The organism is Aphanizomenon sp. CS-733/32, from assembly GCF_028330045.1.
Lineage (GTDB): Bacteria > Cyanobacteriota > Cyanobacteriia > Cyanobacteriales > Nostocaceae > Dolichospermum > Dolichospermum gracile.
Genome location: NZ_JAQMSE010000234.1, coordinates 1 through 16,429, shown reverse-complemented (window position 1 = coordinate 16,429; position 16,429 = coordinate 1). Strand labels below are relative to the sequence as shown.

The 16,429-nt window shown below is 38.3% G+C and carries 13 protein-coding genes; 6 read left to right on the top strand and 7 right to left on the bottom strand.

Features of this window, described 5'->3' with window-relative positions:
* Positions 1–38: 38 nt before the first annotated feature.
* Both PN471_RS19915 and PN471_RS19910 read right to left on the bottom strand, forming a co-directional pair.
* A complete protein-coding gene (locus tag PN471_RS19915; RefSeq protein ID WP_271778318.1) occupies positions 39–3,191 on the bottom strand; it encodes an ABC transporter substrate-binding protein in 3,153 nt (1,050 codons plus the stop codon).
* A 94-nt stretch (positions 3,192–3,285) separates the two neighbouring features.
* On the bottom strand, positions 3,286–4,551 hold the full coding sequence (locus PN471_RS19910) for an ATP-binding protein (RefSeq protein WP_271778317.1): 1,266 nt from the start codon (positions 4,549–4,551) through the stop codon (positions 3,286–3,288).
* A gap of 96 nt (positions 4,552–4,647) precedes the next feature.
* On the opposite strand from PN471_RS19910, the gene PN471_RS19905 reads away from it, so the two are divergent.
* On the top strand, positions 4,648–5,979 hold the full coding sequence (locus tag PN471_RS19905) for an aromatic ring-hydroxylating dioxygenase subunit alpha (RefSeq protein ID WP_271778316.1): 1,332 nt from the start codon (positions 4,648–4,650) through the stop codon (positions 5,977–5,979).
* A 75-nt stretch (positions 5,980–6,054) separates the two neighbouring features.
* Here the strand turns inward: PN471_RS19905 and PN471_RS19900 are convergent, their stop codons facing one another.
* From PN471_RS19900 to PN471_RS19880, 5 genes are all read right to left on the bottom strand, one after another.
* Positions 6,055–6,636 (bottom strand): J domain-containing protein, encoded by a 582-nt coding sequence (locus PN471_RS19900; RefSeq protein ID WP_271778315.1) that lies wholly within the window; start codon positions 6,634–6,636, stop codon positions 6,055–6,057.
* Positions 6,637–6,740: 104 nt separating this feature from the next.
* The gene (locus tag PN471_RS19895; RefSeq protein ID WP_271778314.1) at positions 6,741–7,334 is read right to left on the bottom strand and encodes an ATP-dependent Clp protease proteolytic subunit; all 594 of its coding nucleotides are present in this window, start codon (positions 7,332–7,334) and stop codon (positions 6,741–6,743) included.
* Between the two features lie 86 nt (positions 7,335–7,420).
* Positions 7,421–8,074: an ATP-dependent Clp protease proteolytic subunit gene (locus PN471_RS19890; RefSeq protein ID WP_271778313.1), complete on the bottom strand. Its 654-nt coding sequence runs from the start codon at positions 8,072–8,074 to the stop codon at positions 7,421–7,423.
* 39 nt (positions 8,075–8,113) lie between these two features.
* Positions 8,114–8,803, bottom strand: a complete 690-nt coding sequence (locus PN471_RS19885; RefSeq protein ID WP_271778312.1) for an ATP-dependent Clp protease proteolytic subunit — start codon at positions 8,801–8,803, stop codon at positions 8,114–8,116.
* A 221-nt stretch (positions 8,804–9,024) separates the two neighbouring features.
* Positions 9,025–9,603 carry a Uma2 family endonuclease gene (locus PN471_RS19880; RefSeq protein WP_271778311.1) on the bottom strand — a complete coding sequence of 193 codons (579 nt, stop codon included), beginning with the start codon at positions 9,601–9,603 and terminating at the stop codon, positions 9,025–9,027.
* Positions 9,604–9,793: 190 nt separating this feature from the next.
* Here PN471_RS19880 and PN471_RS19875 point away from each other — a divergent pair, with 190 nt between their 5' ends.
* The 5 genes from PN471_RS19875 (at position 9,794) to PN471_RS19855 (ending at position 16,361) form a co-directional block, all read left to right on the top strand.
* The gene (locus PN471_RS19875; protein ID WP_271778310.1) at positions 9,794–11,353 is read left to right on the top strand and encodes a serine/threonine-protein kinase; all 1,560 of its coding nucleotides are present in this window, start codon (positions 9,794–9,796) and stop codon (positions 11,351–11,353) included.
* A 112-nt stretch (positions 11,354–11,465) separates the two neighbouring features.
* Positions 11,466–12,032 carry a COP23 domain-containing protein gene (locus tag PN471_RS19870; protein ID WP_271778309.1) on the top strand — a complete coding sequence of 189 codons (567 nt, stop codon included), beginning with the start codon at positions 11,466–11,468 and terminating at the stop codon, positions 12,030–12,032.
* Between the two features lie 23 nt (positions 12,033–12,055).
* Entirely contained in the window at positions 12,056–12,868 is an 813-nt protein-coding gene (locus tag PN471_RS19865) for a S1 family peptidase (protein ID WP_271778308.1), read from the top strand.
* A 452-nt stretch (positions 12,869–13,320) separates the two neighbouring features.
* Positions 13,321–14,121: a hypothetical protein gene (locus tag PN471_RS19860; RefSeq protein ID WP_271778307.1), complete on the top strand. Its 801-nt coding sequence runs from the start codon at positions 13,321–13,323 to the stop codon at positions 14,119–14,121.
* 773 nt (positions 14,122–14,894) lie between these two features.
* Positions 14,895–16,361, top strand: coding sequence for a leucine-rich repeat domain-containing protein (locus PN471_RS19855; RefSeq protein WP_271778306.1), 1,467 nt, complete (start codon positions 14,895–14,897; stop codon positions 16,359–16,361).
* Positions 16,362–16,429: the final 68 nt, after the last annotated feature.

Below are 16,429 nucleotides of genomic sequence, written 5' to 3'. Positions count from 1 at the left end.
CATAATACCTCTAGCAGTGTTAATTTCATCGGCAAAATTTATGGCTTTACTGAATCAATTGGCACAAATTGTCCCCCTTTAATTTGTAAAAGAATAGATTTACCTTCACGCTCCCTTTCTGGTGTGAACTTGAGAGGATAGCCCGATGTTTCATTTGCAGAAAGACTGACATTTTCCAGTCTTCCTAATACTGTACTACGAGATGGATTATTAGATAAAGCCTTAATTAAAGCCCAAGTTGCATCAAAGCTAGTTGCAGTTCGCCAACTAATACCTCCTCCCCACTGCTGCCATGCTTTTTTGGCAAAAGATTGAGCTTGTAATGTTTCTCTAAACCAGGGTACTGCAATTATTAAACCCTCTACATTTTTCCCACCGCTGGTTAAGGTTTCATCCTTATAAAGAGTATCTCCAGCTAATATTTTTAAGTCTGGTATTGGTGGCTTTTGGGTTTTGAGCATTACGTTTCTTCTGGTAATTTCCATAGCAATACTTAGAGAAATATTAGTGCTTCTTGTATCTGGAAACAACAATGCTGCTTCTGCTTTATTACCATAGACGCTTTTAGCAACTTCTTTCTCTGCATCAAATGTAGAAGCAGTTAAATCAATTAGGGGTTTGTGAACTACCTCACCTCCTAGTTTTTCAAATTGATTTGTGAATACCTCTCTGATGCTGTTACTATATGGACTGTTTGGATTTGCAAAAACTACTGCTTTTTTCAATTTCAGACTTTTATAAGTGTGTTCAGCAAGTGTTTTTCCCGCACTTTCATCAGAATAAACTGCTCTAAAGAAAACTGGATTATTTAGTAAAATGCTAGTGCTAGTCGGGGAAATAACTGCCAATTTTGCTTTTGCATATTCTGGTAATGCCACCTTGGTAGCATCACTAGAGTTATGACCAATTACTCCCAGTATTGAAGAATCTTTGATAAACGCTTGTGCTACTTCTTTAGCATTTTCTGTGTTGCTATCATTAGCAATCACAATTTCTAGTAATCTGCCGTTTAATCCATTATTCCTATTAAATTGGTTTTGTGCTTGGGCTACCCCACGTAATATTTCTTGAGCATCATTTCTATCATCTTGGTTTTTATCTAATGGCACAACTACTGCTAGGGTAAACGGAGAACCTTGTTGGCGAGCTAAGGCATTATTATAATAAATTAGCACTTCCGGGTCATTTTTATTGGCTGTAACAGCTTGATTAAATAATACAGTTGCTTCTTGATAATTACCTTTTTTAAAGGCTTGAATACCTTTGTCACGAGGGATATTATTAATCTCAGGGAAGAAAGTGCGATCGCCTCGACTAATTCTACTATTATCTACTACACAAAAAACACCTGATTCCTTTCTTTCACCTGTTGGACAAGTTTTGAAAACTTGAGAAATACCTGCACCGAGAACTATGATTCCAGCTAATCCACACGATGCTATGAGTATTGAACCACGATTAAGCCACCTGGAAATCGTTCCAGAAGGTTTACTTACAGGTACATAATTTGTATCTCCAACGTTAAGATTAGTTTTAGACTTATAACTTTGAATTTCTTCCAGTCTTTGTCGAGATATTTTTCTCTGAGGATCAATTTCTAAAACAGACTCAAACTGTTCTTCAGCCTCAGCCCATTTTCTCTTAACTATTAACTGATGTCCATAATCTTCTGCTGTCTCTATTAGAGGGTGTTTGCTAATTTCTCTATCAATTTGGTAGGCTAGTACGTAAATTTCCAAAGCTTGCTCAAAATTTCCTTCGTCCGAGTATTTTTTGCCTAGATTTAATAAAGGCTGTAAAACATCTTTTTGTTTATTATTAATAGAATAGAACTGGTAGGCTCGTTTATACAACTCATGGGCTTGATTGAGTTGTCCAATCTTCAAATATTCTTCAGCCAAAGACATTACAGTTGTGAAGTTGTTGGGATTATTTTGTAACGCTTTTTCATAAATCTGCAACGCTAGTGGATCATTTTCTTGTCTTAATCCATCCGCCGCTAACAAACGTTGATTTACAACTTCTTCATCAACTTTTTCTAAGGTACTAATTTCATCTTTTAGCTTATGCGTTTTCACTAACCAACGGCGGACTAATTCTATTTTAACCCTGCATTGTGTGTCATCTAAAAAACCATATTCATCTAATTCTGCGTATGCTTTAATCAAATAGTCTGCTGACACTATTCCATAGCTTCTTAATAGCATTAATGGAGTTTGGATAGCTTTATTTTCTTGAATAGCTATATTTTGAGCCTCTGCTGCTGCTGTAAAAATAACCTGCTGCTTAGTAGTTAATCCCCCCCAAAACCACTTTAAACCACCTTCAGCTAATTCAATTGCCTTATCTACGATACTTTCAACATCATCACTATTTATACTCAAAGGAAACGCATCTGTCAAATTATTTGGATAACGCGTGCGTGCTAGATTATGAATAGCAAGACATATCGCTTGAGCAATAAAAGGATGTCCTGCGGATAAATTGAAAATTTTCTCTATTGCTTCTTCTTCATATCTTAAAAATTTCTCAGCAGGTTTAATAATTAACTCTTTAGTATGATTTTTATCCAACAAACCAATTTCTTTACTTGCTCCTGGTCGTAATGAAGAAACTAATTTTGGCAATTTTGATATATTTCTTCCTACTATTGGGATAATAAATAACTTCTGATCTTTTTCTAGTAATTGTCTAATATAATTACAAAAATTATCACTATCTGTAGATAATTTAGTATCTCTTTCAGTCAAAACATCAAATTCATCCCACAGCAAAACCAATTTCTTATTACCTAACTGTTGATAAACTGCTGGTAGAAACTCACGATGAAAAATGTCAATATTGTTTAAAATATCTTCCGGTAAATGGTTTAAAGTTTCCTCATTTATTTCTAGTTTATCTCTAATTCCAATTGCAATCAAACGTATAATTTCTTGATGATATGAGTTTACTGTTTTTTGAAAATCGAAACTGATAAAAACAAATTCATCTGTACCTAATTTCTTGGGAATTTGTGCAATTACAGATGATTTGCCAATCCGTCTTTGACCATATAATACAATTAATTGTACATTGTTTTGAAGGCCGTCATTAATAACACCAAACAAATCTTCGCGCCCAAAAAATCTGTTTGAATCACTAATTGGATCACCTATCATATAAGGATTTGGAATGAATTTGGGCTTAGGCATTTTCATTTTCTCATAATCTATAAATTTAATTTCCAATCAATCATTAGCTATAAACTTAGTAGAGAAGTTAAAATAAACTTCTCCATCCAAATGTTCATCCAGGAAATACTGGTACTAACTTTAGAACCCAATCTAGTAAAGATTTTACTTTTTCTGGATTGTTCCTTAACCAAGTAACTACTTCCTTAACTTTGCTTACCTGTTCATGACTAATCAGATTCATAAATTCTTTTTCTCTATCTCTGATTGATTGTTCTGGAGTTTGCAAAATCTCCTGAATTACCCATTTTTTCATAAGTAATGAAGTGAAAGAGTAGAACTTTTCGGGTTCTGTAGAATTGGAAGTAATTACACCCTGTTCTTCTAACTTGATTAAAGATCGTTCATGTTGTGTAAGAATGCGGCCAATGCCACTTAATTTAAATTTCCTCTCTTTGATATGACCTTCCATATCTAATAAAGCTATCAGCATCAACAAAACTTGTTCTTTGTCATTGCATCTATGCCAAATTGTTTTGAAAATCTGTTGAGTATCTCTTTCAAAATTTTCAGCAAATGATTTAATATCGGCATTACTCCCAAGCTGTAGTTCTCTATATAGAAAAAACCCAGCAGTTTGGACTAACATTGGATGTCCACCAGTAATATTCATGACTTCACCCCGCAGTGTGGGTGGTCTAATAATATTTAATAGTTGAACTAAATCCTTGGTAGTAAACAATTTCAGAGATTGAAACAAATAGTGATTGTACCAGGGAGAAGCATTGGGGTTAAGTTTGGGACCTAATTCACTGAGGCGCTGGAGTGAAGCCACAATCATGGAGAGATATTGACTTTCTTCCGCATGAACCGCCAAACTACGACACTGAGCTAAAAATGTTTCCATTTCTGTTTCCGTGTACTGCTCGTTTGTTATCAATGCTGCATCAAAATTATCTACCAACAATACTAAAAACTTATCTTCTTTACCCAATTTCCGTAATGCTTGGCGCAGACTATCATTTGTCGCCGGTTTTTCGAGTAATGGCTTGATTTCAGCTTGTAGTCTTGGTTCACTGTCTAATTTATTGTGTAGCAGATTTAAAGCTTCTCGCCAAAAACTACTAGGAGTGAAGGGAGTGAGACTTTGACAATCTAGAATGACAGCGATACCTTGAGATGGATCTAATTCATATTCTTGCCATGTTTCCTCAGAAGCCAATTTCTGCAAAAATGAAGACTTACCCATTCCTGGACCCCCCCAAATGGCGAAATGGCTGCGGTTATGGATTTGGTCAAAAGCATAGTTAATTTCTGATATCCGTCCTATGAAACTTTCTGGGGGAACTGGTTTTCCAGGAAAAAAAGGATTGGGAGACATAGTAAATTTATTTCTGGAGACGGAGAAAAGAGCAGATTTTACTGATTATGTCAGTATACCATTAGTAATGTATTTGTTTTGTTCATTAGAAGCAATATGCAATCTGAATTTAACTTTTTTCAACACTGGTATCCTCTCATACCAATCGAAGATATTAATCCTCAGCGACCAACATCCCTAACTCTACTGGGAATGCGCTTGGTAATTTGGAAACCCAGTAACTCAGAAACCTATCGGGTATTTTTAGATCAATGTCCCCACCGTCTCGCACCATTAAGCGAAGGTAGAATAGAAACTAAAACAGGTAGCTTAATGTGTAGTTATCACGGTTGGGAATTTAATGAAAATGGCATTTGTCAGCGCGTTCCCCAAGCAGAAAACCCAGAAATTATTGCCAAAAATAAAGAAAATTTTTGTGTTGTTTCCTTTCCAGTCCGTCAACAACAGGAACTACTTTGGGTGTGGCCAGATCAAAAAACAGCAGCAATAGCTGAAAATACACCTTTACCTTTATCACCCCAAATAGATCCAGAAAAAGGATTTGTGTGGTCGAATTATGTTCGTGATTTGGAATACGATTGGCAAACATTAATAGAAAATGTGGCAGATCCTAGTCATGTTCCTTTTTCTCATCACGGGGTTCAAGGTAATCGAGAAAAAGCTAGACCTATACCTCTGAATATAGTCAAATCAACCATTAATTTAATTGAAGTAAATATCGAAAGAGGTTTACCCACAACCATTACATTTGAACCACCTTGTAGATTAGAATATGCCATTAATCTTGGTAATACGGGAAAAAAAATAGGTTTACTGGTTTATGCTATTCCTGTATCTCCTGGTAAATCGAGAATCGTTGCTCAATTTTCCCGCAATTTTGCTAAGACTTTACATCGCTTGATCCCTCGTTGGTGGAATCATATTCATGAAAGAAATCTAGTGTTAGATGGGGATATGATGCTACTAAATCAGCAAGAGTATTTGTTACAGAAGAAACAATTACATGAAAGTTGGAAAACTGCTTATAAGTTACCGACAAATGCTGATAAATTAGTAATTGAATTTCGCAACTGGTTTGATAAATATTGTCAAGGTAAATTACCTTGGCATGAAGTAGGAATTGATGCAAGTGAACCTGCACCTATTAATGATAATCATGGGGAAATGTTGGATAGATATAAACAACATACCCGACATTGTAGTAGTTGTCGAACCGCAGTTAAAAATCTAGAAAGGTTGCAAATAGGACTTTTGGTATATTTTGTAATTATTATATCTGGAGTAGCTGTATTACCTGATCATTGGCGGTTACAGCTAGGTTTACCATTAATAATTACGGCACTTTTAGGTTTAGGTGCTTACAGTTGGCTAAAATTTTCGCTCATTCCTAAATTCTACTTTGTAGATTACATCCACGCAGAGAAATAAACAATTCAAGAATAAAGAATGAATCAATAATAATATCTTACCAATTACCCATTACCAATTACCCATTACCAATTACTAAAGCTTCAATTCCAAACGTTGAAAATCTTGCTGAATTTCAGACCATAAAGCTTTATTGTACGGGTCAGTTTTTAAGGCTTTTTTTAGATAAATTTTGGCTTTTGGTAGTTGTTTTTCTGCAATTAAGGCTCGTCCCCAGATTTGATAGGCGATCGCCAACCATTGACGCACCTCCCCATCCGCCGGTAAACGCGCCAGTAAAGCCTCTGCTAGAGCGATCGCTTGGGGAAACCTTTTTTCCTGCAAAAATCGCTGTAATTGCTCATAAGTCTTCCACTTTAACCGCTGTTCAATCTCCTGCAAATTTGGTGGATGCGGTGTAACCATTGTTTTTGGCGCTGCTGGTTGAGTTTGCACCTCCGTCGCACTAGTCTTTGGCTTAATTTCCTCCGCTGGTAAAACCGTTTGCAGAAACTTATAAGCCTCAGTCACCGCAATAAACTTATCTTTTGCTCTGAGATCATCTGGGTTGATATCAGGATGATATTGCTGAACCAATCGGCGATAGGACGCTTTCACATCAGCAAAAGAAACTCCCGACCTTAAACCCAATATCCGGTAATAATCTTCAAGATCCATGTTGCTTCGTTTGACTTCAATTCAAAATTCAAAACTAAAAATTCAAACCGAGAAACTCAGACTTTTGAACCTTACATCTTGAATTTTGAATCATCTTCCCCTATTTAAATCCGTTCTTCAATCACCCGATCAATTAAACCGTATTCCTTAGCTTCCTGAGCAGACATAAAAAAGTCACGATTCATGTCCTTCTCAATTTTCTCTAAAGATTGACCAGTATTATCAACATAAATTTGATTTAACTGGTTACGAAGCCGCAAGATCTCCTGAGCCTCAATAGCAATATCGCTGGCCTGACCACGAGTTCCACCCGAAGGTTGATGAATCATAATTCGGGAGTGAGGTAAAGCCATCCGCTTCCCCTTTGTCCCCGCAGCCAACAGAAAAGATCCCATGGAAGCAGCCAAACCGACACAGATTGTCACCACCTCAGACTTAATGTGTTGCATAGTGTCGTAAATCGCCAATCCCGCCGTCACCGAACCACCGGGAGAATTGATATACAAATAAATTGGCTTAGTTTGATCATCGGAATCTAAATAGAGCAAATAAGCGACAATCGCATTAGCGATACCATCATCTACTTCCTCCGTCAAAAAAATAATGCGCTCCCGAAATAGCCGATCTTCGAGATCGATCCATTGTTCATAGGTGCTACCTGGGAGACGATAAGGAACTCTGGGAATACCAATAGGCATAGGACAATTTTAGTGAAGACTATGAAAATAGAACTGGAGCATTTCCGTCAAAGTTGAGAAGCCAGAATCCAAAATAAAAATCAAACTCAAATAGAGCTTGGCAAATTCTTGGTACTTTCTAGCACCCGATCAATTATTCCGTATTCCTGCGCTGCCTGGGGAGTCATATAGAAAATACGTTGACTATCTTTCGAGATTTTTTCGGCTGTCTGTCCTGTATTTTGGGAAAAAATATCAAAAATTATCTTTTCTTTCTGCAACACCTCTTCCGCATTCACTTGAATATCTGTTGCTTGACCCTGAGTCGCCACACTAAACTGAGTCAAGGCAATATTTGCATGAGGTAAACTGAATCTTTTTCCCTTCGCCCCAGATGATAGAATCAATGCTGCCATACCCACCGCTTGACCCAAACAGATAGTGACAATTTCTGACTTGATGTACTGGATTGTGTCATAAACCGACAAACAAGCCCTAATTGACATCATTCCCAAAGTTTCATCCATACCAGCCAGCACAGGATCACCCAAAGAATTGATATAAAGGTAGATCGGTTTACTCTGATCCTCCGACTCCAGATACAGCATAGCAGACATCAGGGAATTAGCCAGAGTCGTATCCAGTGGACGATTCAAGAAAAGAATCCGCTCCTGCGCCATCCGTTGATCAATACTGACCCACTGCCACTGGTTACCACCAGGAATGTTATAAGGAACTTTTAGTGATGAATCAACAGCCATAGGGATAATTAGAAGAAATTAGAGATGATGAGAACCAATTTAAGCAATCATTGGTAAAGGTTTCGGCAGATCCTTCATGCTTTCGAGAACGCGATCAATTAATCCGTATTCCTTGGCTTGTTGGGGAGTCAAATAAAACATCCGCTCAGTGTCCTTGGCAATCTTTTCAGGAGACTGTCCAGTGTTTTGAGAGAAAATATCCAAGATAGCTGTTTTGTTAGCCAAGACTTCCTTGGCGTAAATTTGAATATCTGTTGCTTGACCTCTAGTCCCACTGCGAGGTTGATTCAGGACAATAGTGGCATGAGGTAAACTAGCTCGCTGACCCTTAGTTCCAGCGGATAGAATCAGTGCTGCTGTTCCCAATGCCTGACCAATGCAAATTGTATGTACGGGTGTTTTGATATAGTTAATAGTATCACAGATAGCAAAAGCTTCCGTTTCGTAGCCGATCGCATCCCCTGTGTACCAAGATGTCCCCGTTGAATTGATGTAAAAGAAAATTGGCTTGTCTGGATTGTCAAACTTTAGATAAAGCAACTGAGCAATAATTAGCTTGGTTACATCAACGCCCATTTGCCGTTTGTATTCATCTGCTGAAACTAAAGGCATTCCCAGATAGACAATTCGTTCTTTTAAAAGTAGAGAAGCTAAATCTGGTGGCGGTGTCCGGTAGGAACTGTCGCCGTAGTAAGAAGCTTGAACTGACTTGATGAGGGAATTTTCCATAGCAACTGATGATCTGAGATTATGCCGTTAATGTATTACATCCTAGCGCGATGCTCACCCAATTTAGGGTGCGGATTTCTCCCAGATAGGGAAAAAAGCTAAAGTTTAAAATATTTGGGTCTTGAGTACCAATTATGCCAAGCACAGCACAATTCAAGCGGTAGGAGCGCAGGGTCTGCGCCCTCAATTGTATGGTATCCCACCAATAATCGCTATATCTCTCATGAAAAAATCGGTTGCAAATCTAAAATAAATCCTGGTAATACATCTTCTCCAGATAAACTTGTAGGAGATTCTAGAATTTCTGTTTCCTGATTTTGACGATAAATTTCTATTTGTTTATTTTTCGGATTAATTAACCAACCTAATCGCAAACCATTGGCCATATATTCTCGCATTTTGGCTTGAGTATCAGCTAAATCATCGCTCTCAGAAACCAATTCAATCACAAAATCAGGACATAAAGGCAGAAACCTTTTTCTTTGTTCTGGTGTGAGTGTATTCCATCTTTCTATCTTGATCCAAGACACATCAGGGGAACGGGTAGCACCATTAGGTAATTTAAAACCTGTGGAAGAATCAAAAGCTTTTCCTAAACTTTTTTGGCGATTCCAATATCCTAAATCCAGACACATTTCAAAATTTCTATTTCCGGTTTCTCCTCCTGTTGGTGACATGATACTTAATTCTCCTTGAGCCGATAATTCTAAACGTAAATCTTTATTAGCAGCGACCATTTCCACAAATTTATCATCTGTGAATTTTAGTGATTCTGGTATTTGTAAAATTACAGCAGTCATGATTCATACCTCGTGACTAATCTCCGGTAAGGGAAGTTCTATTCTTCATTCAATAGGTAAGTGAACTTTGTTTGTGTAGTAGCGATCGCTAATTGCCGTTATTGTACTAAACTGTAAAAGTGTTCACAATTACCGCTATTATAATTCTTGAGGTGTTAGATTAAGCGTGTGGTAACCCAGGGGTAAGAAAATGACAGAGAATCAAGGGCAACTCCCGATTTTAGCTGGAAACAAAGGAAGATACCAACTTCTCAAACCTTTGGGAAAGGGCAGTTTTGGAGATACTTTTCTCGCTATTGACTTAGATACGATGAATCAACGCCATTGTGTTGTTAAGCGATTACGAATTGAAAGTCATCATTCTCCTGAAATTATTGCGGGGATTAAAAAAGCCTTTGAAAAAGAAGCTAAGGTTCTGGAAGATTTAGGAGTTAGAAGCGGTAACATTCCCTGCTTATATGATTATTTTTCCTTAACTGTAACTGACCCTCAACTCCATACCTCACAAGAGTTTTATTATTTGGTTCAACAATATATCGAAGGTGAGGATCTAAGTAAAGAACTGGAACAACAAGGACGTTTCTCGGAAGCCAAGGTTTTGGCTCTATTAAATAATATTTTACCCGTTTTGGAATTTATCCATAAAAATAACGTTATTCACCGGGATATTAAACCTAGTAATATTGTGCGCTCCCAAGCAAAAGCAGAAGATAACAAATTTTATTTAATTGACTTTGGAGCAGTTAAACAAGTAATCGAAGGTAATATCTACACCACAGAAATATCTATGGTGTTTGGAACTCTTGCTTATGCTCCTTTAGAACAAATTAAAAAGAAAAAAGTTGATTATTCCAGTGATTTATATGCTTTGGCTGCTTCTTGTGTGGAATTATTAACAGGTGAATTTCCAGAGGATTCCCGTGATGTTAATAATCTTTGGGATTGGGAAAAATATCCCTATATTAGTGAACATTTAGGTAAGATACTAAGGCGTATGCTCCAAGAAGATCCTTATTATAGATTCCAGTCAGCACGGGAAGTAATGGAAGCTCTAAATAAACGTGATGATGAACAAAAGGAATTGCAGCCACCTACTGATGAAAATAATGGTGGTGGTGAAAAAACAATAATTATCTCTCCTTCCCAACCTCGATTTATTCAAGTTTTATTGATAACAGCAATTATTTTGACGACTGCTGGGGTTTTAATAGCTATTTACCGCCATCAAAATCCAGATACACAGAATATTACAACTATTGCCGGTCAACTATTTGAGGATAAACAATTTGGAATTGAGATCAAATATCCTCAAGACTGGAAGGCTGAGAAACAACAATATAGTCCGTTAACCGGGGGAACTATAGCCAAAATATCTCCTAATAGTTCCAGTTTGAATCTAGATGTAGGGTTATTTATCCGTGTGGTATTGATAGAAAAATCCCAGTCTCTATCAAAGTATAATCTGGCTGCTATCGAACAAATTCAAAAATCTGTTAAAGACGTACAAATTCTCCAACAACAACCAATAAAAATAGATAATCGAGAGGGATATCAAATAGTTTATAGAAATCAAGAGCAAATCGGTAACTTCAGGTTTAAGTTTAAAGTCATGGAAATTTGGACTATCAGTAACTCAAAAGCTTATATTCTGACCTATCGAGCCGAAGAAAAACTCTATGATCCCTTTCTTAAAGATGTAGAACAAACCATGATTAAGTCTTTTCATTTGCAGTCTACTTTATTTTTATGAGGGACAGCCCGGTAATATACCTTGCCAGTTGACATTTGCACACTAGTTATATTAACGTAGGATTGATTTAACTCATCAGCTTTTTGTAACCCTCTTAATAACCTGATTTCTTATGGCTTTAGTTATGAAAAATAACCTATCAGCACCCTTAACTGGTCTGGCTTTAGCCTTGAGTGTCACTTTAGCCAGTAATCAACCCAGCCAAGCTCAAAGCCGTCAATTTAGTTGTGGTTTGAGTGATAACTATCCAGCAACCGTGGTTCGTCACCCAGCCAGAGGTAGTGTGGCCTTAATTGTGTGGACAAACACAAGTCAGATTAATGATACATGGACACCTGAAAAACGTTGTCAAAAAGTATCAGATCGTTTCCAGAAACTACACAATCAAGGTCAACTGAAAATCCTGAAAACGGGAACAGTTAACGGTCAATCTGTTATCTGTGGTTTAGGAACTAATCAGGGAGCTTGTAATAACAAAAATGTTTTACTGACCATGACCAAGGATCGTGACCCCAAGCAGGTTCTCGAACAACTGTTGAATACCCGGGGGTCCGCAGGTGGGGCTGTTTACCTCAGTGGCGACCAAGCGGGACACATTAAACCAACAATCAACCGTGATGGAACTGCCAGCGTTGATATTAATCAAGTGATTAACAGTAAGAGTGAGCCGATCTGGTAAATTGGAAATTATGGGGGGAAATCATGAGTTGGCGCAGAGGAATGGTCGCTGTTTTTGCACTAACTGGTTCTGTTTTGCCTTTGGCAACTCCAGTGTCGTCAGTTCAAAAACCCCCTTTTTCAACGGTTAATTTGCGGTCTGGCCAAGAACAAATTCAACTTGAACAAGCAGCCCGTTTAATCACAGTTAGGATTTTAAGTATCCCTAAACAAAAGCGCGATCGCTCATTAGGTTCTGGTGTACTATTTTATAAAGATCATAAAAATCACTTCACCTCAACCTATGGAGTAATTACCAATAATCATGTTTTACAAGCAGGTGAAGCTCCCTATTTTATTCAAACTCCTGACGGAAAAACACACCGTGCTAACTCTGTGGTGCGGAAAAAACAACTGAGGGGAAATGATTTAGCCTTATTAGAATTTGTAGCTGACTCAGAATACAAGATTACCACCAAATCAAATCAACCAGCCGCCATTGGAGATGGAGTAATAGCCGCAGGTTTTCCCCTCAAAAATAGCCAAAGCAAATATCGGGGGTTTGTGATTAAACCCGGTAACATTGAATTGGTATTGGATAAAGCCCTAGAGGGAGGATACCGAATTGGCTCTACCAATGACGTAGAAAAAGGGATGAGTGGCGGACCCCTATTGAATCGCGCGGGGGAATTAGTGGCAATTAATGGACTTCATGCTAACCCAATTTGGGGTGATCCTTATGTTTTTGAAGATGGTTCTTACCCAACAGACGCACAGCGAGAACAAATAAGTCAATATAGCTGGGGTATTCCCTTAGAAACAGTCAAGCAGTTATTGTTTGCCAAAAGTAAGCCTTGATGCTTCTAATTTTGGGTGAAACAAAAAATATAATACAGCAGTTTCCGTGATTATCAGGTACAAATGTTAATGATCAAATCCTTGTAACACAGGCATCTTGCCTGTTGATAGTGTACCTCATTTACCTCAAATCTGCTGTATATAAAAATATAGTATTGTAGGGTGCGTTAGGATGAAATCCGTAACGCACCCCATCATTGATAATAGTGCGTTACGCTATCGCTAACACACCCTACGGACTTGGTAGGCTTTTTTGACTTGTGCCAGTTCAGGGTGCCGAATGTGGGATATAATTCGTTGATTTGTGACTAAAAATACCGTATAGTATAATAAATTTTTGCAAGTTCCAAGGTTACTGATGGTGGCTAAGTTCAACTAGACAAAAATTTTCCGTTGCTATGTAAAGCGTAAATAGAAAGCAAACAATAATTTCCAAATCTTCGGAGAAAGTTATGAATATGCACTCTGTTAAGATTGTTGCTTTAGGCACTATAGGTGTGCTGGCAACAACCACCTCTACACTGGCTCAATTTAATACTAGTCCTATTCATCTGACTCAGGCTACTAGCTTCACTTGCGGTCCTCACCTAAAAACTTACGTAGTTCGCTCACTAGATAACCGGGCAGGAACCGGGATTCGCTGCGTCAAATTTAGTGAAGGAGGAGCAGGCGGCGCTAGTATTCCCCGTCTGGCGTGGTACGGGGAAGGTGCCTGGGGAGGGTGTACCTACCGCCATCTGGGACACGCATTTTACGAAGGTAGGATGCTGGTTGGGTCTGCGTCGGATTTTCATGGTAATGGTGAGTGTACCAACAACAATTTTCCACGTAATCTAACAGTCCGACAAACTACACCTGACTGGACAGTGATTCAGGTGACTGGTGCCTGGAATGAGGAGTGGCGTTCAGTTTCCTCAACTAGTTATAGACCCCTACCCCGTCCTCAAACCTGTGGTGGCTATTTTGATCAATACAGGGTATCTGATTTGGGTGGTGGCCGTCCCGGAGCAGGTCTGCGCTGTATGCTTAAAGTTGGTCAGGCAAATACAACCTGGTTTGGGAACGGGAATTGGAATGGGAATCCTTATTCTCACTTGGGGACTCGCGGAAACAATGGGTATGGCGCTGGAGATATATGTGGAAATGGCTTTGGACCAAGCTGTAATAATTTCGGTTACGGTTCTCTGACATTCACCCCTACCCCCGGTGGTTTTCAGGTGACTGGTGCCTGGAGTGAGCAGTGGCGTAGGTAGAGACACCCTTACAGGGTGTCTAATTTCGGGGTTGCTAAATCAAGGTATGAAAATAAAAATCCAATAATCTGAAGAAGTAGGTTGGGTTTCCTACCTTAACCCAACATAGACCCTCAGATTACTGGATTTTCTTGTAGTGCGGGCATCTTGTCTGCAAGAATTATACAAATTAAATGCACAACAGCTTAGGAAAATAAGTTTTTTTAACGAACCACAGAGACACAGAGGACACAGAGGTAAGCTTTTATGCAGCTAGATCCAATGTTCCTAATATTTTTATTTCTTGTAGTGCGGGCATCTTGTCTGCAAGAATTATACAAGTTAAATGCACAACAGCTTAGGAAAATAAGTTTTTTTAACGAACCACAGAGACACAGAGGACACAGAGGTAAGCTTTTATGCAGCTAGATCCAATGTTCCTAATATTTTTATTTCTTGTAGTGCGGGCATCTTGTCTGCCACAACCTTGATCAGATTTGAAGATACTAGTATAATATTTCTTGAAAACCCATTGGCGATAATTACAGCAATTTCCAATCACACAAGTTACATCTTAGCCCCCTCATGGCTTGCGGGGAGGGGGTTGGGGTTTTTGTTCCGGGTTTGATGACAATTTGCTATAAGCGCTCCCCAATCAAATCCTCAGTCGGTTTTAACCGACTTGAGCTTTCAGACAGGGAATTTATTCCCTGGCTGTCTGGCTGTCTTATATCTTTGCGTGAAGTACAAAGAAAGACTACTATAAAAAATAGTATTATAACAGACAAAGGACTATGAAATTTTCCCAGGGATTAGGCGTAATTCTAGGGACAACAACCCTAGCTTTACTACAATACCAATCCGTATCTGCTTTAACTGCTGTAGAGGTTAATGATATCGCTAAACCAATCACCGTGATGATTGGTGGACTAGATGGAAAAGGTTCAGGAGTAATTATTGACAAAAATGGTAATACCTACACTGTGCTGACAGCCAATCATGTGGTTGAAAAAGCGGGATATGGTATTTATGAGATTATCACCCATGACGGGCAAAAATACCCGATGGAAAACAAAGCTCAAATTCTGGGAAAATTAGATTTAGCCCTAGTCAGATTTACCAGTTCTAAAAATTATCCCCTTGCTAATATTGCTGATTCTCGCACAGTTAAAGAAGGTGCAACAGTATATAACTCTGGATTTCCTATTCCTTCTATTTCTAATAGTCAACAGCGAAATTACTTCTTTTTAACATCCCAAATCACAGCTAGAGGAAGGGGAGAAAATCTGGGATATGATTTATTTTTGAGTGGGAGTCCAAGACCAGGGATGAGTGGGGGACCAATATTAAACGACCAGGGGGAAGTAATTGGTATTTATGGTAAGGCTGAATTTGGCAGAAGTGAATCAGCGTTAGCAAGAGATGGTGTTCAGGGAATACCGACGGAAAAGTGGCCAGGTTATTTGATTGCTCAAACTTTTACAGAATGGTGTCAACAAAAAGCCAATTTATCTCAACAGAGAAGAAGAACGGTAGAAGTATTACTACAAGTTGCTAAAACCCAAAATTGTGATCAAGCTAATCAAACGCTGACTAATTTGACTGAGCTTAACCTTAACGGAAATCAAATTAGCGATATCAAACCTTTGTCTAATCTGACTAATTTGACTGAGCTTAACCTTAACGGAACTCAAATTAGCGATATCAAACCTTTGTCTAATCTGACTAATTTGACTTGGCTTGACCTTGAGGGAAATCAAATTAGCGATATCAAACCTTTATCTAATCTGACTAATTTGACTACCCTTTCTCTTGAGGGAAATCAAATTAGCGATATCAAACCTTTGTCTAATCTGACTAAATTGACTTTCCTAGGACTTAAGGGAAATCAAATTAGCGATATCAAACCTTTGTCTAATCTGACTAAATTGACTTTCCTAGGACTTCAGGAAAATCAAATCAGCGATATCAAACCTTTGTCTAATCTGACTAAATTGACTAGGCTTTTGCTTCAGGAAAATCAAATCAGCGATATCAAACCTTTGTCTAATCTGACTAAATTGACTTCTCTTTACCTTGAGGAAAATCAAATCAGCGATATCAAACCTTTGTCTAATCTGACTAATTTGACTACGCTTTGGCTTCAGAGAAATCAAATTAGCGATATCAAACCTTTGTCTAATCTGACTAATTTGACTGAGCTTTCCCTTGAGGGAAATCCACTTGTCTGTGACGTACTCCACACACTCCCTTTCAGGTGAGTGTGGGCTTCTCAGTGACTCCTCTATGAGGACATTAACTGAGCTTTAAGACCGTGCGCCCCACGGTT